Annotated in this window: 12 protein-coding genes; 9 read left to right on the plus strand and 3 right to left on the minus strand. The window is 71.7% G+C overall.

Features of this window, described 5'->3' with window-relative positions; genetic code table 11:
• Positions 1-36: 36 nt before the first annotated feature.
• From ABZZ74_RS37085 to ABZZ74_RS37095, 3 genes are all read right to left on the minus strand, one after another.
• Positions 37-1,242 (minus strand): histidine kinase, encoded by a 1,206-nt coding sequence (locus ABZZ74_RS37085; protein WP_356772624.1) that lies wholly within the window; start codon positions 1,240-1,242, stop codon positions 37-39.
• Positions 1,243-1,424: 182 nt separating this feature from the next.
• Complete coding sequence (locus ABZZ74_RS37090; RefSeq protein ID WP_356772626.1) at positions 1,425-3,671, minus strand: TOMM precursor leader peptide-binding protein; 2,247 nt, start codon at positions 3,669-3,671, stop codon at positions 1,425-1,427.
• 32 nt (positions 3,672-3,703) lie between these two features.
• Positions 3,704-3,994 (minus strand): hypothetical protein, encoded by a 291-nt coding sequence (locus tag ABZZ74_RS37095; RefSeq protein ID WP_356772628.1) that lies wholly within the window; start codon positions 3,992-3,994, stop codon positions 3,704-3,706.
• Positions 3,995-4,291: 297 nt separating this feature from the next.
• On the opposite strand from ABZZ74_RS37095, the gene ABZZ74_RS37100 reads away from it, so the two are divergent.
• The 9 genes from ABZZ74_RS37100 (at position 4,292) to ABZZ74_RS37140 (ending at position 20,894) form a co-directional block, all read left to right on the plus strand.
• Positions 4,292-5,086, plus strand: coding sequence for an AfsR/SARP family transcriptional regulator (locus ABZZ74_RS37100; protein WP_208780749.1), 795 nt, complete (start codon positions 4,292-4,294; stop codon positions 5,084-5,086).
• 839 nt (positions 5,087-5,925) lie between these two features.
• A complete protein-coding gene (locus tag ABZZ74_RS37105; RefSeq protein WP_356772631.1) occupies positions 5,926-7,515 on the plus strand; it encodes an acyl-CoA carboxylase subunit beta in 1,590 nt (529 codons plus the stop codon).
• Positions 7,516-7,654: 139 nt separating this feature from the next.
• Entirely contained in the window at positions 7,655-9,280 is a 1,626-nt protein-coding gene (locus tag ABZZ74_RS37110; RefSeq protein ID WP_356772633.1) for an AMP-binding protein, read from the plus strand.
• 299 nt (positions 9,281-9,579) lie between these two features.
• Entirely contained in the window at positions 9,580-11,151 is a 1,572-nt protein-coding gene (gene dacB / locus ABZZ74_RS37115) for a D-alanyl-D-alanine carboxypeptidase/D-alanyl-D-alanine-endopeptidase (RefSeq protein ID WP_356772635.1), read from the plus strand.
• A gap of 175 nt (positions 11,152-11,326) precedes the next feature.
• The gene (locus ABZZ74_RS37120) at positions 11,327-12,922 is read left to right on the plus strand and encodes a TIGR02677 family protein (protein ID WP_356772637.1); all 1,596 of its coding nucleotides are present in this window, start codon (positions 11,327-11,329) and stop codon (positions 12,920-12,922) included.
• Positions 12,919-14,148 (plus strand): TIGR02678 family protein, encoded by a 1,230-nt coding sequence (locus ABZZ74_RS37125; protein ID WP_356772639.1) that lies wholly within the window; start codon positions 12,919-12,921, stop codon positions 14,146-14,148. The genes ABZZ74_RS37120 and ABZZ74_RS37125 overlap by 4 nt, the downstream gene beginning before the upstream one ends.
• Positions 14,149-14,153: 5 nt before the next feature.
• Positions 14,154-18,359 carry a TIGR02680 family protein gene (locus ABZZ74_RS37130; protein ID WP_356772641.1) on the plus strand — a complete coding sequence of 1,402 codons (4,206 nt, stop codon included), beginning with the start codon at positions 14,154-14,156 and terminating at the stop codon, positions 18,357-18,359.
• Positions 18,356-19,747 (plus strand): TIGR02679 family protein, encoded by a 1,392-nt coding sequence (locus ABZZ74_RS37135; RefSeq protein ID WP_356772643.1) that lies wholly within the window; start codon positions 18,356-18,358, stop codon positions 19,745-19,747. Before ABZZ74_RS37130 ends, ABZZ74_RS37135 begins: the two co-directional genes overlap by 4 nt.
• Before the next feature lie 421 nt (positions 19,748-20,168).
• On the plus strand, positions 20,169-20,894 hold the full coding sequence (locus ABZZ74_RS37140) for a DUF4142 domain-containing protein (RefSeq protein WP_356772645.1): 726 nt from the start codon (positions 20,169-20,171) through the stop codon (positions 20,892-20,894).
• Positions 20,895-20,931: the final 37 nt, after the last annotated feature.

Here is a 20,931-nt window from a genome sequence, read left to right on the forward strand (position 1 = left end):
CCGTGCCCTTCTCACGCGCGTCACGTCCCACGCGTGTCACGCGACGGACGCGCTCGGCTTCCCGCCGCTGTCGGGGGCGTCGACGGTGACCGGCCGGACGGGCGCCTCGGCGACGAGCCGGAACCGCCCGTCCCGCGTGGTCTCCGCCGTCAGCGTGCCACCGATCTGGGTGAGCCTGGTGCACAGGTTGCCCAGACCGCTGCCGCTGCCGCCGCCTCCGTCCCGGGGCGTCTCCTGCGGCACCACACCGTCGTTGACCAGCGTCAGCCGTACCGTCTCCCCCTCCACGGCAGCCGTGATGGCACATGACTGGACCTTGCTGTGCCTGAGGATATTCGTGACACCCTCCCGAAGGGCAGTGGCCAGCACGGTGTCCACGAGCGGGTGCAGCCGGCCGCAGTCGACGTCGGCCTCGACCCGGACGTCGGCCGCGGCCATCACCTCGGCCACCGAGGCCGCCTCGGCCTCCAGCGACATGTCGCGGTAACCGCTGGCCACCAGCCGTACGTCGGCGAGCGCCTGGCGGGAGACGCCGAGGACGGAGGCCACCTCCTCGCGCGCCCGCTCGGGGTTGACGGGGACGAGACGGTGGATCAGCTCGGTCTTCAGCGTGATCGTGGAGAGGCTGTAGCCCAGCAGGTCGTGCAGGTCGCGGGCGAACCGCAGCCGCTCCTGCGTCACCGCCATGCGGGCCATCTCGGCGCGGGTGGCGTGGACTTCGCGGACCAGGTCGGTCAGCCGGGTCAGTCCGTAGATGACGAGGCCGGTCAGCGCGGTGGAGATGGCGAAGTAGCCGACTTCCAGGGCGGGTACGCGCGCGGAGAGCGACCAGCCGAGGATGGTGAGGGTGACCGTGCCGTAGAGCGGCCAGGCGAACCGTGCGGGAAGCAACAGCAGAATCGATCCGCCAAGTGGTCCGGCCATGCTGCCCCAGGCGACCCCGATCCACACCATGGGGACGAAGGTCAGCAGTGCCTGGACGACGAGCGCGGTCCCCCGGCGGCGGGCCGACCACTGGCGGGCGCCGGCCGAGGTCACCATGAACTGCAGGGCGTAGAGGCTCAGTACGAGGCACAGACAGATGCCAAGGCCCACGTAGTTGGAGACCGCGTCCAGGACGTTCAGCATGGTGATGACGCCGAAGCCCGAGATGACCGTGATGCTGATCCCCTGTGCCAGTCGCGGCGCCGGGACCTCGAACCGGCCCGACTGCCGTCTCGCCCCTGAGACAGGGCTCCGCATCACAAACTCCCCCTATCCGGATCCTCACCGAACGGCATACGGAGGGAAGCATCCGGTTGCCCGAAAGGGATCCCGGATGCTGCCCGTCCGCACCGAATCCGCGTGTGGGATTCGGGAAGATCTGTGACTGAACTATAGGCCGTAACGGCACGGCAAGAGGGATATGTGATAGGTGCAGCTAGTCATACGGGGAGTGGGACGGGGTTCAGTTCCTCGAACAAGACGGGACGTGCCCGGTGGCCGAGACGCACCGGCACTTCATAGAGGCGGCCGGGCCCGAATCTGGCGTAGAACGGGCGTAGTCCGGGCACCACAACCTTCACGACCGGAATCCCCACATCCGGCCGGGTCTGGTCGAGCACCATGAGATCCAGACCGTGCCGGGAGGCCAGCGCGCAGATCTCCCCCACGTCGTCGAGCAGATCCCCGTGCCGGGGGAAACCCGTCCAGTCACCGGGCCGCCTGCCCGACTGGCCCGGATCCGGATCGAGTTGCGGCTGGGCGAGCAGCGTGCCCCCGGGCATCGGCTGTGGCCACGGCAGGAGTTGGGCCGCCTCGGTCAGGGCCCGGCGCAGCGCGAGCCGTGGATCGAGGTGCGCGCCGAAGCCGCAGACGAAATCGGGGTCCCTGTCAGGCGCGGGTCTGGACACGACGGCCACGACCGGTACGCCGAGGTCGGTGGTGAGGTCGAGTGCCGCCACCGTACGGCCCGCCCGGCCGAAGGCGTCCCGCAGTCCGGCCAGCCACGGCTCGTCGAAGGCGTCCAGGTCGAGGGCCGGCACCCGCAGCCGGTTGTACCACCACACGGCCACCGCGTCCCGCTCCACCAACTCCAGGAAGCCCTGCAGTACGGCGTCCTCCAGGCTGCAACCGGCCGCGTTGCCGTTGGAGTCGGCCCACAGCCCGTCGGCCGCGCCGCACGGCGAGGCGTCGAAGTACAGCGTGGAGGTGGGCAGCAGCCGATGCGTCCGCCCGGTGAGCGACCACACGGGCGTCCACTCGGTAGCCTCGCCGGCGTCGAAGGGCCGGCCCACCCGGTGGAAGGGCCCGTGCGTGGCGTTCCAGCGCTCCCGGTCGCCGTACTGCCGCTCATGGAAGAGCCGGTAGGTGTTCGGATGGACGGCCTGCTCCCCCAGCCCGGTGAGCGTGTCACGGACCGTCAGTTCATCCCCCTGCCGGGAGGCGCTGAAGCGCTCCACCGCCTCGCACAGCGCACTGGCCCGCGCCTCGGCCGCGGTCACGCCCTTGCCCCCGCTGCGGGCCCGCAGCACCCGGAGCAGTTCGGCGGCCGAGTGACCGCCCAGGGCGAGGTTGTGCCCGGAGTCGTAGGCGTGCAGCCCCTCAGGGAGTCCGGGCAGCGGACGGATGTCGGTCACCACCCCGGTGAGCTGACCGACGAGGTGACGGTGCCGCTCCAGCATCTGCTCGGCGGACAGGGCACGGTCGTTGCTCCCGCTCCCTGCCGCCTTGGGTCTGGAGACCAGGACCACCGGCCGCCGGGTCCGCTCGGCCACCAGCCCCGGGTCACCACAGTCCGGGCACTGCGGACGCCGGGTCACCGGGTGGTGGGTGCTGCGCAGGGTGAGGCTGTCCAGCGTGCACACCGCCCGCTGCTCCGGACACCGCACCCCCGCAAGCCACTTGGACGCCTCCAGGGCCACGCTGTGCAGCCCCAGGGCGCGTACGGCGGCCAACGACGGCGCCGGCCGGTCCGCACCGGCGTTGGCCCCGAGGACCCGGCGCACCTCCCACTCGGCCCGCCGGTGGGCGCGCAGCCGGTGGGCCAGACAGCCCCAGCACGGAGCGTCCTCGGCGGGCGCGAACACCGGCCCGGTCCAGGGCTCGGCCCCGAACGGCTTGGCCAGCAGCCAGGGCCGCCCCTGGCCGCGCAGACGCGCGGCCAGGGGACGGAGGGCAGGGTGCAGGTAGTCGTCGCACAGGACGAGCGTGAGGGGGGCGTCCGAGTTGGAGTCGGAATGGAAGTCGGAGTTGGGATCGACTGGCACGGTGCCGAGCCCGGCCGCCCGGCAGGCGGCGTGCGCCTCCTCACCGTCCACCTCCCCCACGGTGATGAGCGCCACCGGTGTGCCCCTGACCCGCTCCTGGGCCGCGGCGCCTTCGAGACCGGCACGGTCCCAGTAGGCCTCCGCGGACCGACCCTCGGCGCCGGCCTCCTCCGCGCGCCGGCCGTCGGGCCGGTATCCGACCAGGTTGGCCTCCGCCAGGCGCCGTACCAGCCGCCCGGCCTCGTCCACGGGCATCGCCGCCGCGGCCTCCCGCAGCAGCTGCGGCAGGGTGCGGCTGCCGTCCAGCAGGGCGGCCAGGGCCTCGACTCCCGCTCCCCGCACCGCCGTCACGTCCTTGTCGGACCACAGGAACACGGCCTCCCCCGGTACCGTCTCGGCCCGCACATGGCGCTTGAACGCCACGAAGGGCTCCGGAGCGGGGGTGTCGCTCCCGCTCACTCAGCCTCGCCGACGGCGAGCGGGGACGGCCCGGTGGGGGACCAGCAGACGCACCAGCTCGCCGAGGAGACCGTCACCCCGGCCCCGCTGAGGCTCTCGACGGACCGGCTCCCACCACTCACGTACCGCGCCTCTCCCTCCGACAGACCGAACTCCCGCAGAACGGCGGCGGGATCGGCCTCGAAGCGGCCGGCGAGCTGGGGTTCGAGACCGGTACGGGCGGCGAGCTCGGCGAACCGGAGGACTTCTTCGTGGGAAAGCTCTTCACGAGCTGCTACGACGTTCATGTGTTACCCCCTGTGATGAACGAACGAGTGAATGTTTGAACCGTGGACGGACCCGAGTCGGTGCGAACGTTTTGCGCCGCTTCGAACGTCCGTCGGCGTCTGCTTCGAGAGTCTGGGGTGGGGCGGCCCCCGGCGTGCAGTGCCACGTTCACAGGGCACCCATGACATTTTCATGATTGAGCGCATGCGTGACTCACTGGGGCGCGCGGGGGTGCGGATGCCAGTCTCGATGACCTGACTCCGTAAGGGTCGCCACGGGGATCGCCAGGCGGCCGCACCCAAGGGGGAGAGACACACATGGAGATCAAGGTCCTGGGGTCGCTCGCCGCGCACGAGCGCGGGATCCCGGTGGTGCCCACCGCCGCCAAGCCCCGTCAACTGCTGGCGCTGCTCGCCCTGCACGCCGACCGCGTGGTCGGCGTCCCGACGCTGATGGAGGAGATCTGGGGCGAGAACGTCCCCCGGAGCGCCTCCACCACCCTGCAGACGTACATCCTGCAGCTGCGACGCAAGATCGCGGCCGCGCTCGCCGACGACCCGCTGCTCGACGCGAAGGACGTTCTGGTCACCCGGCTCGGCGGCTACCTCCTGCGGGTGCAGCCCGGCCAGGTGGACGCCCACGAGTTCGAGCGCTGCTCGGAGGACGGCCGGACGGCCTTCGAACTCGGCGACTACCGCACGGCCTCCGACCTGCTGCGCCGCGCGCTCGCCCTGTGGCAGGGCCCGGCCCTGGTCGACGTACCGGCCGGCTCGGTCCTGGAGCTGGAGGTTTTGCGCCTCAACGAGGAGCACACGACCGCCCTGGAACGCCGCATCGAGGCGGACCTCAGGCTCGGCCGGCACGCCGAGGTGGTCCCCGAACTGCGCGTCCTGGCCGCCCGCCACCCCCTCCACGAGGGCTTCTGCGCCCAGCTGATGCGCGCCCTGCACCGCGCGGGCGGCAGCTGGCGAGCCCTGGAGGCCTACCAGCGCCTGCGCGGCTCCCTGGTCCACGAACTGGGCCTGGAACCGTCAGCAGCCCTCCAGGACCTCCACCAGGCAGTCCTGTCGGGCGACCCGGATCATGCACTGCATCCGGCGACGGCGGAGTGAGCGGCGAGGGAGACGGGCCGGGGCCTGGGCGGGCCTGCCGCCCGCTCCGGCGGACCACGACCGAGCGTCGACGAGCATGGACCGGTTGGCGTGGGCAGGGGCGTGCCACCCGGGCGCCGGCGGACCACGACCGAGCGTCGACGAGCATGGACTGGTTGGCGTGGGCAAGGCGTGCTGTCCGGGCGCCGGCGAACCACGACCGAGCGTCCACGAGCACCGACCGGCAGGCATGGGCAAGCCGTGCTGTCCGGGCGCCGGCGAACCACAAGCGAGCGTCGACAAGCACCGACCGGCAGGCGTGGGCAAGGCGTGCTGTCCGGGCGCCGGCGAACCACGACCGAGCGGTCACGGACCCTGACCGAGCGGCCTGGGCAGAGCCTGCCGCCTCAACCTCGACGAAGGCCTGGCCGATGGCCCCGAGCTGCGCGACGACCACCGGCGGAACCCGCAAGGGCGACGGTCGGCCAGTCCCTGACGACCTCGGTCAGCGGGCGCCGACGGAGCAGCCTTGGAAGAACCCTCACCGGCAGATCGACGAACGCCACCCGACCTCCGGCCTCCGGGGTCCGCGCATCCCGGCCGCGCGAGAATCGGCCGCGCGCCGACTGGCTGCGATCAAGGGACCGACGACGGCCGACCGGCACCAACGCGGGCGACCGGCAGCGCAACGCCCACCGGACGCGCCGAAGGGGCGGAAGTCAACGGTTCGCCAGTCCCATGGGACCACCCGGCCGACGGGCCGACGGGCCGACGGGCTGACTCCGCCGAAGGCCGCGCTCTCGAGCGGCGCTCCAGGGGACGTACCGTACCCTTCGAGGCCGCCGCCCTACGTTGCGGCAATGACGACCTTCGACGAACTGCTCACCCTCGCCCCGGCCCCCGATCTACGGCGCTCCACCGACGAGTTGAAACGGCTGAAGGAGGAGCTGAGCCGCGGCCCCGACCCCGAGGCCACCCGGCGCCAGCACGCCAAGGGCAAGCTCACCGCGCCCGAGCGGCTCCAACTCCTCTTCGACGAGGGCACGTTCACCGAGATCGAGCCCCTGCGCCGGCACCGTGCCACCGGCTTCGGCCTGGAGGAACGCAAGCCGCACGGCGATGGCGTGGTGATCGGCTGGGGCCTGGTCCACGGCCGCACGGTCTTCGCGTACGCCCACGACTTCCGCGTCTTCGGCGGCGCCCTGGGCGAGGCGCACGCTCAGAAGATCCACAAGGTGATGGACCTGGCGGAGGCGGCGGGCGCGCCTGTGGTCGGCCTCAGCGACGGCGCAGGCGCCCGAATCCAGGAGGGCGTAACAGCACTGGCCGGCTACGGCGGCATCTTCCGCCGCAATACGCGCTCGTCCGGCGTCATCCCGCAGATCAGCGTCATCCTGGGCCCCTGCGCGGGCGGCGCGGCCTACTCCCCCGCCCTCACCGACTTCGTCTTCATGGTGCGCGGCACGTCCCAGATGTTCATCACCGGCCCAGACGTGGTCCAAGCAGTGACCGGCGAGAAGATCACGCACGACGGCCTGGGCGGCGCGGACGTCCACTCCTCGCTCTCCGGCGTCTCCGGCTTCGCCTACGACGACGAGGCCGAATGCCTGGCCGACGTACGCCACTTGCTCAGCTTCCTCCCCCAGAACAACCGCGAACTCCCCCCGGTCTCCCGCACAGGCGACCCCGCCGACCGCCCCACGGACGCCCTGACGTCCCTGGTACCGGCAGACCCCCAACGGGCATACGACATGCGGACGGTGATCGAGGAGATCGTCGACGACGGCGACTACTTCGAGGTACACGAGGGCTGGGCCCAGAACATCGTCTGCGCCCTGGCCCGCCTGGATGGCCACGTCGTAGGCCTGATTGCCAACCAACCCACCGCCCTCGCAGGCGTCCTGGACATCCAAGGCTCGGAAAAGGCGGCTCGCTTCGTCCAGTTCTGCGATGCGTTCAACATTCCGCTGGTCACCCTGGTCGACGTACCGGGCTTCCTCCCCGGCGTGGACCAAGAACACAACGGCATCATCCGCCACGGCGCGAAACTCCTCTACGCCTACTGCAACGCCACGGTCCCCCGCATCTCCCTGGTAGTCCGCAAGGCCTACGGCGGCGCATACATAGTCATGGACTCCCGCTCCATCGGCGCCGACCTTTCCTACGCCTGGCCGACAAACGAGATCGCGGTGATGGGAGCGGAGGGCGCGGCGAACGTCGTCTTCCGCCGCGAGATAGCCGCCTCGGACGACCCGGACGCCACTCGCTCCCGCCTGATCAAGGAGTACAAGTCCGAGCTGATGCACCCCTATTACGCCGCGGAACGGGGCCTGGTGGACGACGTGATAGACCCGGGCGAAACGCGAACGGTCCTGATCCGCTCGCTGGAGATGCTGAGGGCGAAGCACGTGGGCCTGCCGGAACGGAAGCACGGCAATCCGCCGATGTAGGACGGCAGTTGACCTGTCTGTCCGATGACGCCAACCACTTGCATGACCCCACGGGTGCATGGCCCCCGGCCACCGGGCTCCTGAATACTGACCCCGTGGCCGGTGGACCACACCCAACACGCCGCACCCGGGGGCTGACATGGTGGCCAAGCCGATATCGATGTCGTACTGGAAAGGCGAGTCCGGCGAGGAGTTGCGGGACGAAACCGTCGGGGCGCTGCTGCGTCACGCGGCCGAGACGGCACCCGACACCCCGGCGCTGGTGGAGGGCGTGCCGGAGGTCGCCGAGCGACGTCGCTGGACCTACGCCGCCCTGCTCGACGAGGCCGAGCGGGCGGCGCGAGCGCTGCTCGGACGTTTCTCACCGGGCGAGCGGGTGGCGGTGTGGGCGAACAACATCCCGGAGTGGGTGATCCTCGAACTGGCGGCTGCCCTGGCGGACATCACGCTCGTCACCGTCAACCCAGCTCTGCGCGCCTCCGAGTTGCAGCACGTACTCGGCCATTCCCGCGCGGCAGGCGTCTTCCTGCGCCGGGAGTACCGCGGCAACCCGATGGCCCAAACCCTGGACGAGATCCGACCGGACCTGCCGAACCTCCGCACAAGCGTGCTCTTCGAGGACTGGAAGGACTTCTGCGCAGAGGGCTCAACAGACCGCACGCTCCCCCAGGTCGACGCCTCCGCCCCGGCCCAAATCCAATACACCTCCGGCACCACAGGCGTCCCGAAGGGCGTGGTCCTGAACCACCGCGCAATCACGAACAACGCACGACTGGCATACGTCCGTACCTTCGGCCTGGGCCCAGGCGAGCCGCAACTCAACCCCATGCCCCTGTTCCACACAGCAGGTTGCGTACTCGCGACCCTCGCTTCGATCATCGCCCTAGGCACCCACGTCCTGCCGCCGCATTTCGACCCGGGCCTGATGCTGAACCTCACCGAGTCCGAACGCTGCGTGGTGGTGGGCGGTGTACCGACGATGCTCATCGCGATGCTCGAACACCCGTCCCTCCCCCACACGGACCTCTCCTCCCTGCGCTACGTCCTGTCCGGCGGTGCCACCGTGCCGCCGGAACTTGTCCGTCGGGTCGAGCAGGCCTTCGGCGTCCCGATGTCCGTCATCTACGCCCAGACCGAGGCCTCCCCGGGCATCACCATCACCCGCCTCGACAACACCCCGGAGGACCGCGCCGAGACGGTCGGCAGGCCGTTGCCGCGGACGGAGGTGAAGATCGTGGACGCGGCCGGCGAGGTCGTACCGACGGGCGTGACGGGCGAGTTGTGCACCCGCGGCTACCACGTCATGACCGGCTACCTGAACGCCGCTGCCGACACAGCCGCCGCGATCGACACCGACGGCTGGCTGCACACCGGCGATCTCGGCTCGATGGACGACCGCGGATACTGCCGTATCGAGGGCCGCCTGAAGGACATGATCATCCGGGGCGGCGAGAACATCTACCCTCGAGAGATAGAACAGACCCTCGCCGCGCACCCCGCCGTAGCCGAGGCGGCCGTCATCGGCCTACCCGACCCGGTGTGGGGCGAACGGGTAGCCGCGTTCATCCGCCGCACACCGGGCTCCACGTCGTCCGAGAAGGAACTCTTCGACCACGTCCGCACCCATCTGGCCCCCCACAAGACGCCCCGCACGTGGGTCTTCGTGGACGCCTTCCCCCTCACCGGCTCAGGCAAGATCCGCAAGAACGCACTACGCGAGGCGTACGTCTCCGGAAGCCTGTCGGTCCCATCCACAGACATCTGACGACGCCCGACAAGCCCGACCGAGTCACTCCGGAGGCAGGAACCACGTTCTACGACGCGGCCGACTCTGTGCGGTGGCCCGGGGGCCTGGGCTCGGCTGTGATCGGCTGAAGGGATGATCTGCGCCCGACATGCCGTCGTCGGGGAGTGGACCCGGAAGGTGAGTGGGCCCTGGCTCGTACGATTCTGCCGAATTTGTCGTATACCCCCTTGCTTTTTCGGTTTGTACTGCTTCTCGAATCGGCGGTGTGCATGAAATTGATGTTCCGTAGCCGGCTGCGGCCCTGGGCCTCAGCCTGCGTGACGCTCGTGACCCTGGCGGGCGTGGCCGTCACCGCTCCTGCGGCGCTGGCGGCCGCGCCGGCACGCGCACCCGAAACGGGGCACGTCAGCGACCTCCCGCCCGCCGTCCAGGCGATCATGCACAAGCCCGGCTACGAGAGTGCGCAATGGGGCGTCTACGAGGTCGACCCCTCGAACGGGCAGGTGATCCACTCCCAGTTCGCGCGGCAGTCCTTCGTCCCCGGCTCGGACACCAAACTCGTCACCCTCTCGGCCGCTTGGCACAGCCTGGGCCCCGGCCACCGATTCACCACGCCCGTGTATGCGGCGGGCACGCGCCACGGCTCGACGCTGAAGGGGAACCTGGCTCTGGTCGCCCAGGGCGACCTGACGATGGGCGGGCGGACCAAGCCCGACGGTTCGGTGGACTACACCGACATCGACCACACGTCCGCCAATGACCTGCCCGGCGCCACGCTCACCCCGGAGAATCCGCTCGCCGGAGTGAATCAGATCGCACGGCAGGTGCGCGAGGCGGGCATCACCCGCGTCCGGGGCGACGTCGTCGTCGATCCCAGGATCTTCACGCCCCCGGCGCTGGACCCGCAGCCCACTCCGCTGATCATCAACGACAACCTCATCGACCTGCTCACCACCCCCACCACCGCCGGGCACCCGGCCAAGCTGTTCTGGCGCCCGCAGGTCAAGCCGTACAGCGTCGACTCCAAGGTGAAGACGGTGGCCGCCGGCGGTACGACGAACATCACGGTCAAGGCCTCCCCGGACGGCACCAAGATCACCGTGTCCGGTCAGATCGCGGCCGGGACGCAGCCCGTCCTGAGGACCTCACCCGTCCAGGATCCCAACGCCTTCGGCCGCACCGCGCTGATCGAGGCGCTCGGCCGGGCGGGCGTCACCGTCAGCGCCCGCCAGACCGGCCCCAACCCGGAGCGGAAACTGCCCGCCTCCTACGACCACGATGCGCGGGTGGCCGCCTATGTCTCCCCGCCCTACCGGCAGTACGCCAAGCTGATCCTGAAGGTCAGTCACAACCTCGGCGCCAACCTGGCCTTGTGCAACATGGCCGGGCTGCGGGGCAGCAAGGACTGCTTCGCCGGCGGATTCGGGGTCGAGCACGACTTCCTGACCCGGGTCGCGCACGTCGACCCGACGCAGTTCCAACTCGATGACGGACGCGGCGGGGACGCGACAGAGAAGGCCACCCCAGTCGGCCTCGCCCAGGTTCTCGCCTATTGGCTGCGCACTCCCGATGCGACCGCCTTCCGGCTTTCGCTTCCCATTCTGGGGGTCGATGGCTCGAACGCGAGCTCCTGCACTCACTGCCCGGCCAGAGGCAAGGTCTTCGCCAAACCGGGAACCGTCATCGGCCTGGACCGGCTCAACGGCCGGCTCGCCGTGGCGGACCAGAGCCAGGCCGGCTACCTGCTGACCGACGACGGCCATGTGGTCATCTTCGTCGTACTCGTCAACTCCGCCACCGCCCCCGACATTCAGGGGGTCATGCGCGTCTTCGACGACACCAACCAGATCTCCGCGCTGCTGCAGGAGGAGGCCTCGGCACACCTGTGACGGCGCGTGGCAACCGGTACCTGCGCCGAGGGTCCGCAAAACGCCCGGGATCGCCGCTCTTCACCGGCCCCGGGCGTGCGATCACGCCTAGCGACGGTCCGCCAGCAATAACTCTGCGTGACTCCCAGGCCACGGTTCCCCCGCGAGCGGGCCCGTCAGGGACAATGCCGAAACGATGACATCGACGCCTTCCGGACCGGCACGGGCCGGGTACGCGCCCTTCGCTCACCTCACCGTGCCCAATGCCGCCCTCTATCGCCGGGTGATGGGCGCGTTCCTGTCGGCCAAGGAGCGCTTCGCGGTGCACTTGCGGCCCGAGGACGTGCACGCAGTGCTGGCGCCCGAGCACCGGCCCGCCGAGCTGGACACGGTGGTCAAGGCGCTGGACAGCCTCGTGGAGTGGGGCAATCTCCGGGCGGATCCGGACACCTCCCGGGTCACCGCGGTGGAGGACTTCTACCGCAAACGCTTCATCTATCAGCTCACCCAGGCCGGCGAGGCCGCAGAACTCGCGCTGTCCGCCTACGACGAGGCGCTGGGGCGGCGCGGCGCCCTGCAGGCGGTGGCCCTTCAGGACATCGTCACCCAGTTGCGGGCGCTGCTGGTGATAGCCGCCGAGCAGGAGGACGGTGAGCCGGACGCGGCCAAGGCTCATCTGGCGTTGTCCGCCCTGACCGGCCGCTTCGAGGCGCTCGCGGAGAACGCGCGGGCGTTCATGGGCTCCCTGCAGCGCACCATCGATCTGCACGATGTCGAGGTCGAGGTGTTCCTCGCCTACAAGGACCGGCTGATCCAGTACCTGGAGCGGTTCATCCAGGATCTGATCACCCTGGGCGGGCGGATCGCTCTGATCATCGGTGAGCTGGAGGACCAGGACCGGGTCGGGGCGCTGCTGCGGCTGGCCGCGGCACGAGAGGCCGCCGATGCCGCCCCGGACGAGGCCGAGAGCGCCGAGGCGCAGGCGTACGCGCGGTGGGTGGCGAAGTGGTCGGGGCTCGCGGCCTGGTTCGTGTCGGCGGACGGGCGCGAGTCTCAGGCCCGCCTGCTGCGGGGACGCGCTCTCGGCGCTATTCCGCAACTCCTCGCGGTCGTACGGCAGTTGAACGAGCGGCGGGCGGGGCGCTCTGATCGTTCGGCGGACTTTCGCACCTTGGCCCGCTGGTTCGCCGAGGCCCCCGACGACCATGCTCGCCACCGGCTGTGGCGGGCGGCGTTCGGCCTGTATCCCGCGCGCCACCTCACCGTCGACGCGGACACCCTGGAGCGGCGAGCCGCCCGCCCGGTGCCCGCCTCCACGCCCTGGGCCGAGGCCGAACCGCTGCGGATCAGCCCCCAGTTGCGCCGCACCGGCAGCTACGAGCGGCGTGGCAGGACCCGCCGGGTGCAGGACCGGTCGCGGGATCGGCGGCGTCTGGCGGAGATCGCCGCCCGGCAGGCTCAGGAGATCACGGCCGCCCGCGCCCGCCTCGCCACGGACGGCACGACGAGGCTGTCCGCTCTCGGCGAGCTCGATCCGCTCGCCTTCGGCCTGTTCCTGCAGTTGCTCGGCGACGCCTTGGCCACCTGGCGCCCCGGCATGACGGCCACGGTGGCGACCAGCAACGACGGCACGATGGAGATCCGGCTCTCCGCCCTGGCGGACGGCACGACGGCCGAGATCCACACTCCCGGCGGTATCTTCCGCGGCCCCGACCACCTGGTCGAGATCACCGATCTCACCCGGAACGGTCAGGTGCGCGCCGACGACATGTACATGGGAGGGGAGCGATGACCACGCCCCTGGGCGAGGTGCTGGACGGCCGGCGCACCGCCGAGTTCCACAAGGCCGCCCGCGCCCTGCTCAAGGAGCCGTTGCTGCTCGCGCACGGCCCGTACGCGGATGAGTTCCGGCTGGTGCGCCGGCATGCCGGCGACCTGCGCGACTGGTTCGACCGCAACACCGGCTGGCCGCTGAGGGTGGATGCGGAGGCGGCGCGCCTCGGCCGCACCCCCGGCACTCTGGCCGACCCGACGCATCCGGCGCGCGAGGCCACCCGCACCCGCGTGCACTTCACCCGCCGCCGGTATGTACTGCTGTGCCTGGCGCTGGCCGCACTGGAGCGGGGCGAGGCGCAGATCGCACTCGGCCGCCTCGCCGAGCAGGTGGTGCTCGATGCCGCCGATCCCCATCTGGTCGGCGCCGGCATCGAGTTCACTTTGGAGCGGCGCGACGAGCGGCTGGATCTGGCGGCGGTGGTACGGCTGCTCATCCGTTACGGCGTGCTGCGGCGGGTGGCCGGGGACGAGGACGCCTATGTCAGCGGGGCGGGCGATGTGCTCTACGACGTCGAGCGCCGCGTTCTGGCCGGGTTGCTGGCCGCTCGCCGCGGCCCGTCGATGATCGCTGCCGAGGGTTTCGAGGAGCGGCTGACCGAGCTGACCGCCGAGAGCGCCCTGGACAGCGACGAACTGCGCTTCCGCGCCATCCGTCAGCGGCTGACGCGGCGCCTGCTGGACGATCCGGTGCTGTACTACGCCGAGTTGAGCGACGAGGAGCTTGTCTACCTCACCCGGCAGCGCGCCTTCATCACCGCCCGCATCACCGAACTGACGGGCCTCGTCGCAGAGGTGCGGGCCGAGGGCATCGCCATGGTCGACCCGCTGGATGACCTGACCGACGTGCGGATGCCCGAGCAGGGCACCCACGGACACGTCACCCTGCTGCTCGCCGAGCACCTGGCGGCCGCGACCGACGCGGTCGGCCGCGTGGAGCTGGAACGCCGGGTGCGGGAACTGGCGCAGGAACACGGTGGGTTCTGGTCCAAGAACGCTCGGCAGCCCGGTGCCGAAGGGGAGCTGGTCGACCTGGCACTGGCCAAGCTGACGGCACTGGGCCTGGTCACCACCGCACCCGGTGGCGTCGTGCCACTGCCGGCGCTGGCCCGCTACGCGGTCGGCGACACCGTCGTACGAGAGCCGGGGATTCCCGGTCCCCGCACCGCGCAGCGAAAGGCGTGAGAGACGTGACCGCCCTGCCCACTCCCCCGCCCGGCCGGTGGCGGCCGTTGCGCATCGGCCTGGTCGACCTCTTCTACTACGACACCGAGGAGTTCTGGTTCCGCGACGGGCGGCTGTTGCTGCGCGGCAACAACGGCACCGGCAAGTCCAAGGTCCTCGCCCTGACCCTGCCCTTCCTCCTCGACGGCGACCTGTCCGCGCGCCGGGTCGAGCCGGACGCCGACCCGGGCAAGCGCATGGAGTGGAACCTGCTGCTGGGCGGGCAGCACCCGCACCCCGAGCGGCTGGGCTACACCTGGATCGAGTTCGGCCGCCATGACGAGGCCACCGGACAGGACTGCTTCCTCACCCTGGCCTGCGGACTGAAGGCGGTGGCGGGGAGAGGCATCGCCCGGCACTGGTACGCCGTCACCGAACAGCGCGTCGGAGCGGAACTGCACCTGCTGGACGCCACCGGCACCGCGCTGTCACGCGACCGGCTCGCGGACGCGGTCATCGGGCGGGGCATGGTCTACGACACGGCCACCGCCTACCGCAGGGCGGTCGACGAGGCACTGTTCGGGCTGGGCGAGCAGCGCTACGCCGCCCTGGTGGACCTGCTCATCCAGCTCCGCCAGCCGCAGCTGTCGAAGCGGCCCAACGAGGCGGCCCTGTCGCGTGCGCTGACCGAGGCGCTGCCGCCCATGGACCAGGCGGTGATCGCCGACGTGGCCGAGGCGTTCCGGTCCCTGGACGAGGAGAAGGAGGAACTGCGGGCGGCCACCGAGGCCGAGCGGGCCGCCTCCGCGTTCCTGGACCACTACCGTCGCTACGCCCGCGTCGCCACCCGCCGCCGCGCCCGGCTGCCCCGGCACGAGCACGCCCGTTACGAACAGCTGGGCCGCGACCTCGCGCAGGCCCAGAGCGAGCGGTCGCAGGCCGAGCAGGACCGCGAGGAGATCACGAAGCGGATCGGGGAGTTGGAGGAGTCCGCCGCGCGGCTGAAGGCGCAGGAGGCCGCGCTGCGCGAGGGCCCGGAGATGCGCAGTGCCCGGGAGCTGGAGCAGGCGGCGGCCGACGCCCGACGCACCGCTTCGGAGGTGGCCCGCGCCGAGGCGGACCGGGGCCAGGCCGCCCAGGCCCACACCCGTGCCCTGGGCCGTCTGGAGAGCGCCGGCCGACGGCTTGCGTCGGCCGAGCAGCAGGTGGCCGACACCCTCGCCCGTGAGCGGGATGCGGCCTCGGCCGCCCGCCTCGACGGTGAGCTGCGCAGCGAGGGCGCACCGGAGCCCGAACTGCGCCGCGCGGCGGAGGAGTCGGTGGCGCGCAGGCGGCGCACCCTCGACCACGTCGAGGAGCTGGTCTCACGCACCGAGCAGGCCGCCGCCGAGCGGCGCGCCGCCGCACGCCGCCTGGACGAGGCGCAGACCGAGGCCGGACACACCGCCGAACGACAGGCGCGGGCGGAGGTGACGGCGGAGGGGGCGGGCCGGGCACTGGTCGCCGCCGTACGCGAACACCTGGCATCCTGCGAGGAGTTGACGCCGCAGGATCCGGTGGGCCTCCTGGACGGCCTGCAGGACTGGGTCACGCACCTGCGGGGTCCCTCGCCCGCGCGCGTGCACACGGCCGACGCCCATCGCGCCCGGGCCGCGGACCTGGCCGACCAGGCGGCCGCCCTCGGGCAGCGGCTGACCGAACTGACGGCGCGGCGCACCGAGACCGAACGGGAGCTGGCCGACCTGGAAGCCGGCGGTCAGCGCGGCCCTACGCCACCCCACACCCGCACCCCCGGCCTGCGCGAGCAGACACCCGGGGCGCCCCTGTGGCGTCTGATCGACTTCCACGACCACGTCACCGCTGCCGAACGGGCCGGCTTGGAGGCGGCGTTGGAAGCCTCCGGCCTGCTCGACGCCTGGGTGCGCCCGGACGGCACCGTGCTGCAGGCCGACGGCCACGACGTCCTGCTGTCGCCCGGTGCCCCGCTGACCGGGAGCACGCTGGAGGCGGTGCTGCGTCCGGCCGTGGACCACGGGGACGCCCGCGCCACGGCAGTGGGTGAGCAGACGGTGGCCCACCTCCTGGCCGCCGTGGGCCTGGGCTTGGGCGGGCCCGGCGACACCTGGGTCTCGATGGACGGCCGCTACCGCGTCGGTGCCCTGACCGGCAGCTGGTCGAAGCAGGCCGCCGTGTACGTGGGCGAAGGCGCCCGCGAGGAGGCGCGCCGGGTCCGGATCGCCGCCCTGCGCGATGAACTCGGCGCTCTGGCAGGGCAGGTGGAGCGACTGGAGGCCGAACGGACCGAGGTCGCCCGGTGCCGCCGTACCCTGGACGCCGAACTGGCCGCCGTTCCCGACGACGCCGACCTGCGCCACGCGCACGCGCTGGCGGCGGCAGCCGCGGACGCCGCCCACCGGGCCCGTGCCCGCCAGGAGGAACGCTCCGCGGACCTGGCCGCGGCAGCCGGGCAGGAAGCCGGAGCCGCGACCGAACTCACTGACACCGCGGCCGCCGTGAACCTGCCCGCCGACCGGCCCGCGCTGGCCGCCGTCCGCCAGGCGCTGGCCGACTACACCGCCGTCTTGGCCGCCCTGTGGCCGGCCCTGCGCGAGCACGGCGATGCCGGGCGTGCGGTGGCCGACGAACGCGCGGACGTCGAGCAGGCCGGCGCCCGGGTCGCCGAACTGGCCCTGCGCGCGGAGGAGTCGGCGCGCCTGGCGGCCGCCGCCGACGAACGCCACACCACCTTGCGCTCCACCGTCGGCGCCGCCGTCGCGGAGCTGGAGCAGCGCCTGGCCGCCACCGCCACGGCCCTGGCCGCCTGTGAGCGCGACCAGCGCCGCTGCCGTGAGGAGCACGCCGATGCCGGCCGGCGCGTCGGCCGTGCGGAGGGCCGTATCGAGCAGTTGGAGAAGGACGTGACTGAGGCCGCCGCCTCCCGCGCCGAGGCGATCGCCGCCCTGCAGCGGTTCGCGTCCACCGGCCTGCTCACGGTCGCCCTGCCCGAGGTGGCCGTACCCCCGCTGGACGACGGACCGTGGGCGGCCACCCCCGCCGTCGCGCTCGCCCGCGCCATCGAGGCACAGCTGTCGGGCCCGTCCGGCACCGACGACTCCGACGGCGCGTGGGAACGGGTCCAGAAACGGCTCAGCGAGGAGTACAAGAAACTCCAGGACGCCCTCTCCCGCGGCGGCCACAGCGCAACCGCCCGCATGGTCGAGGACGGCATGGTCGTCGACATCGTCTACCAGGGCCACCGACGGAGCGTTCCCGAACTGACCGCCGCCCTCACCACCGAGGTGAGCGAACTCGCGCGCATCCTGTCCGCACACGAACGCGAGATCCTCGAAACCCACCTGCTCACCGAGGTCGCCGGCACCCTGCAGGAACTGATCGCCGCCGCCGAACGCCAAGTACGGGCGATGAACGCCGAACTTCAGGAGCGGCCCACCTCCACCGGCATGCGGCTGCGCCTGGTGTGGCGCCCCTCCCGCAAGGCACCCACGGGCCTGGCCCAGGCGCGCGAACGCCTGCGCCAGTCCGCGGACGCCTGGGCTCCCGAGGACCGGGCGGCGGTCGGCGAGTTCCTGCAGACGGAGATCGCCCGCCGGCAGTCCGACGACACGGCGGGCAGCTGGCTGGAGGTCCTCACCGCGGCCCTGGACTACCGGGCCTGGCACGAGTTCGGCATCGAACGCCACCAGCACGGCACCTGGGTGCCGGCCACCGGCCCCGCCTCCGGTGGCGAACGCGTCCTGGCCGTGTCCGTACCCCTGTTCGCGGCTGCCTCCTCGCACTACGCCACGGCCTCCCCGGACGCCCCGCGTCTGGTCACCCTGGACGAGGCCTTCGCGGGCGTGGACGACGACTCGCGCGCCAAGTGCCTGGGCCTGCTGCACGCCTTCGACCTGGACGTGGTGATGACCAGCGAACGCGAATGGGCCTGCTATCCGCAGGTTCCGGGCATCGCCATCGCTCAACTCTCCCGCGTCGACGAGATCGCCGCGGTCCTGGTGACGCGGTGGGAGTGGGACGGGGGTGAGCGCGTACGCGGCACCGAACCCGACCACCACCTGGCCACCGTCCCCGTCCAGGCGCCACCGCCCCTCGGCACGACGCCGGCCGCGCCCGCCGGGGACACGGAGTCCGGCCAGGCACCGACTCCCCTCGGCTCGACGCCCGCCGCACCCGCCGAGGACCAGGTCTCCGGCCAGGACGCCCTGTGGCCGTGAACGATCCCGAGGAGGCCGACGACGGCGACGGCGACCGCATCCGCCGCTCGCTCGGCGATCCCCGACCGCTCAGCCGCGCCGATGGCGACGGCGACGGCGACGGCGACGGCGACGGCGACGGCGACGGCGACGGCGAACAGCCCAGCATTGTCGACGGCAATCCCGAACAGGCCAGCCACGTCGACGGTGACCGCCTCGCCCGCCTGCTCGGCGACCCCGGCCTGACCTGGCTGGTCGAGCGCGTACGGCGCCGCATGGAACGCGAGGAACCCCTCACTGGCCCGGTCACGCTGACCACTCCCACCACCGCCGAACGCGCAGCCGCCGAACGCCTGCTGGGCCGCGGCCCGGGCGCCGGACGCTCGCTGACGGTGCGCCTGGAGGCGGTGGACGCCGTACTACGCCGCTCCGCCATCAGCCCCGGGGGCCTCGCGCCCGCGATCACCGCGCTCACCGGCCCGGTCACTGCAATCGCCGACGTACGCCGACGAGAAGCGGAAGCCTGGCAGGACGCCTACACCCCACTCGCCGACGTGAGGCCCGAACTGACCGCCTGGGCCGACCGGTTGCGCCAAGAGGGCCTCGTACGCCGTCTCGCCCGCACCCCACCGGCAGCGAAGACGTTGCTCACCAACACCACCACGGTCCTGCAGGAGCTGCCCGCCAATCCGGCCATCTCCTTGCCTGCCTTCGCGGCCACGGTACTCGGCGACGCCCACGCACTCGACGACGGAACCCCGCTCGCCACCGTTGTCCTGTCCGCGGTGCGGGTGTTGACCGACTTCCCGGACGGCAGCGGAGCCGAGTGGCGCCGCGAGGCCTGGGCCTCGGCCGGCCTCCTCAGGGACGCCCTCTCCTCCACGGTCCTCACCTTGGGCCTGCGCGGCACCCCGGCATTGGACTGGATGACCGACGCCGGCGAACCGGCCGTCCTGACCCTGCGCCAGCTCACGCACACCCCACCGCGGAGAGCACCTGCGGTCGTGTACGTGTGCGAGAACCCGACCGTCCTGGCTACCGCGGCCGACGCCCACGGCCCGGTCTGCCCGCCTCTGGTCTGCCTTCAGGGCCAGCCCTCGGCCGCCGCCCTCACCTTGCTCCGCCACCTCCACACCCATGGCTCCACACTCCGCTACCACGGCGACTTCGACTGGGGCGGCGTGCGCATCGCCGAGACCTTGCTGCGGCGGGTGCGCTGGCAGCCCTGGCGCTACACGGCGGCCGACTACCGCACGGCGGTCACCGCGACGCCGCTCGCACCGCCACTGACCGGCACACCGGCCGAGGCCACGTGGGATCCCGGGCTGTCCCTGGCCCTGGCCGAACTCGGGGTGCGGATCGAGGAGGAGACCGTCCTGGACATCCTCCTGGCCGACTTGATGCGCTGAGCCGGGAGTGGCCCACAACTGAGGTGAACGAATTCACCGCGAGTCCCGACCGTCGGACACGCACGCCCACGAGTTGGGGCGCGCCCGTGCGGTCGCCGACTGCGGTATCTCGTCGGTCGAACGGCGGCGGCCTCCTCATCAGTTGGTGTCGTCGACGAGCCGGGAAGCACCAGAAGTGTGCGGGAATGGCCCTGGCCCTCCCCGGCCGCCGCTACATGGTCGACGTTGAGGCAACCGCCCCCTAGGGCCTAACGGCCCCTTTTCCGGCGGCAGTTAGGTCGAACGGCCCTGCGGCCCGCCGGCCCGTCACCGACCACTCGATCTCTTTGCCAACCCATGACGAGCCAGAGAGGTTCTTCGGACCCCCCACATCCGTACGTGCCGTGTGTGCGGGATCCGATGAACCGGATCAGGAGACACGGTGCTCGTTTCACGGAAGGCGGCGGGAACTCTCTTCATAGGTGGTGCGGTCAGCCTCACCCTCGGTTCCCTCCTCTACCCCGCCATGCTCGGAGTCCAGAAGGTCAGCAGCGCACCCTCGCGGGTCGTCACCCACCCGGCGACCGGCCCCCTGACGGCAGCGGACCGGGACTTCGTGGTCAAGGTGCGCGCGGCCGGCCTGTGGGAGTACCCCGTCGGCGAAAAGGCGTTGAAGAAGGGAACGACGAAGGCGGTCAGAAGCGCTGGAGAGCAGTTGGTCGCCGGGGACGCCGCGTTGGACGCCGCCTGCCGCAATGCCGCCGCCCAGTTGGGCATCACGCTGCCCAACCAGCCATCACCCCAACAGCAGGGCTTCGAGTCCCGCCTGAACGCCGAGAGCGGCAAGCAGTTCGACACGGACATGGCCACCACCGTCCGCACGACGAACGGCCAGTTCCTCACCACGATCGCAGCCGTCCGCACCACCACGAGGAACACACTGATCCGCGCCCTGGCCAACCAGGCCAACAACACCGTCCTGGACCACATCTCCGCCGTGGAGAAAACCGGCCTGGTCGACTTCACCCAGGTCCTCGCCCAGGAAACCACCGCCCCCAACCTCCCGGCCCAGGACCTGACTCCACCACCCGCGGCCGCAGGCCAGCCCCAGGTCGTCCTCACTCCGCCCTCCAACAGCAAGGTGTCGCCGAACCCGACGGTGGGATGAGATGCGGCCCGGGGGCGAGCCACCTCCGCCGACCTGG

This window comes from Streptomyces sp. NPDC006476, from assembly GCF_040612015.1.
Taxonomy (GTDB): domain Bacteria; phylum Actinomycetota; class Actinomycetes; order Streptomycetales; family Streptomycetaceae; genus Streptomyces; species Streptomyces griseorubiginosus_B.

What these genes read in the sequence shown, in the direction of transcription:
- ABZZ74_RS37110 (WP_356772633.1), top strand. Translation starts at nt 7,655, where the DNA reads ATGGTGGCCAAGCCGATATCGATGTCGTACTGGAAAGGCGAGTCCGGC.
- ABZZ74_RS37085 (WP_356772624.1), bottom strand. Translation starts at nt 1,242, where the DNA reads ATGCGGAGCCCTGTCTCAGGGGCGAGACGGCAGTCGGGCCGGTTCGAG.
- ABZZ74_RS37105 (WP_356772631.1), top strand. Translation starts at nt 5,926, where the DNA reads ATGACGACCTTCGACGAACTGCTCACCCTCGCCCCGGCCCCCGATCTA.
- ABZZ74_RS37120 (WP_356772637.1), top strand. Translation starts at nt 11,327, where the DNA reads ATGACATCGACGCCTTCCGGACCGGCACGGGCCGGGTACGCGCCCTTC.
- ABZZ74_RS37100 (WP_208780749.1), top strand. Translation starts at nt 4,292, where the DNA reads ATGGAGATCAAGGTCCTGGGGTCGCTCGCCGCGCACGAGCGCGGGATC.
- ABZZ74_RS37095 (WP_356772628.1), bottom strand. Translation starts at nt 3,994, where the DNA reads ATGAACGTCGTAGCAGCTCGTGAAGAGCTTTCCCACGAAGAAGTCCTC.
- ABZZ74_RS37125 (WP_356772639.1), top strand. Translation starts at nt 12,919, where the DNA reads ATGACCACGCCCCTGGGCGAGGTGCTGGACGGCCGGCGCACCGCCGAG.